The sequence below is a fragment of the Mesorhizobium sp. WSM4848 genome (assembly GCF_055811375.1).
In genome coordinates this window covers 1-1,461 of record NZ_JBVVPX010000091.1, presented here as the reverse complement: position 1 = coordinate 1,461, position 1,461 = coordinate 1, and the positions used below count along the sequence as shown (strand labels likewise).

The window sequence follows — 1,461 nt, the reverse complement described above, 5'->3', positions numbered from 1 at the left end:
TTGCGACCGCCGAACCCGGCTGACGCGAGGTTTGGAACTCCAATGCGTCGCTTCAACCAGCGGCGTCAGAGTCCGTGTTCCGGTACGGTGAACAGGCTCACAGGGTCAGGGATGCCGCGGATGGGGAAGTCGCCCAGTTCCTCGACGGGCTCTTCGATCAATTCAGCAACCCGCTCGGACAGGAGCAAGCGCCGCCCGGTCGTTTTCGATAGCGGTTCGATCCGCGCCGCCAGATTGACAGTGCGCCCAATGGCGGTGAAGTCGAGCCGATCCCTGGATCCGATATTGCCGAAGAATACGGGACCGCGATGCAGCGCAATTCCCATGCTGAGCGGCCGCCAGGAAAGGTCGCGCGACGGCTCGCCGGACTGAGCCTCGTTCAGGCTGTCCACCGCAACCAAACCGTTCCGAGCGGCGGCGAGTGCCGCAGCGGCGGCGGCCGGCGCCGACTGCATGCCGAAAATGGGAAAGGCCGCCAGCATGCCATCACCGACAAATTTCAGGACCTCACCGCCTTGTTCATGCACCGCATCCACGAGACCTTCGAAAAAGGCGTTCAGCAGCCGGATCATCTCGGCGCTATCGATGCGATCCGAGAGGCTGGTGAAGTTGCGCATGTCGGATACCCAGATGACCGCCTCGATGGTCTCGCCAAATCCGCGCCTTATGTCACCGGCGAGGACCCGCTTGCCAATGCGTCGGCCGAGATACGCATCGAGCACGTGCTCCGCGATCTTGCCACGCGAGACGATCTCGACATTGAGCGCCAGAGCCGGGCGCAACGCCTCGACGGCTTCGATGGTGGCGCGGAAAAAGCCCCCTGCTTGCCGTGTGGCAAGCGTCATCAGCGTAAACTGGCGGTCGTCCCGCTTCAGCGCGAAGCCCCAATAGTCCGTGTATCCGGCCGCCGCGAGGGTCTGCATGATCGGGTATGTCGACTGCGCCACTGAATCCTGGGGGTTCACCCGAATTGACCGGCCCTCCTCGATGATCGGCCTGAGGGGGCTGGTCAGGTAGTCGGTCGTTTCGCGGACATGCGCGTTGACTTCCACCTCATCACAGACACCGAGATCTCCGCGCCAGTGCGCCGTGATGCCCACAAGCTGCGGATGCAGCGTCGACATGTTGAGCGTTGCCCGCTCGATCGGCTGGCCTGCCGCGACCAGTCGGGCGATGACGCCGTCCAGCAGCTCTGCCGGTCCGGCGGATGCTGCCGTCCCCGACATCAGCCAGTCGAGCGCCGTGCCGTCATCTGTCGTGAGTAGCGAAATGGGTCGGCGCCGGACCAACTGGAGATCAGGCGGATACTCCACCCCCACCGAACCAGTCGACAGCGATGCTTCAGCGAGTTCGGATCGTTGAGCCGGCATCATTCCTCGCGGCGTCATTCAAACGACAGATAGGCTTCCGAGGGGCAATCGCCAAGCTCCTATCATACGGCCTTTGAGCCCATCACTGTCT

The 1,461-nt window shown here is 63.2% G+C and carries 1 protein-coding gene; it reads right to left on the bottom strand.

Features of this window, described 5'->3' with window-relative positions:
* Positions 1 to 65: 65 nt before the first annotated feature.
* A complete protein-coding gene (locus AC0L16_RS33385) occupies positions 66 to 1,124 on the bottom strand; it encodes an adenylate/guanylate cyclase domain-containing protein (RefSeq protein WP_473625777.1) in 1,059 nt (352 codons plus the stop codon).
* Positions 1,125 to 1,461: the final 337 nt, after the last annotated feature.

Excerpts from the sequence above, each read along its gene's own strand:
- AC0L16_RS33385 (WP_473625777.1), bottom strand. The coding sequence starts at position 1,124 with ATGTCGACGCTGCATCCGCAGCTTGTGGGCATCACGGCGCACTGGCGC.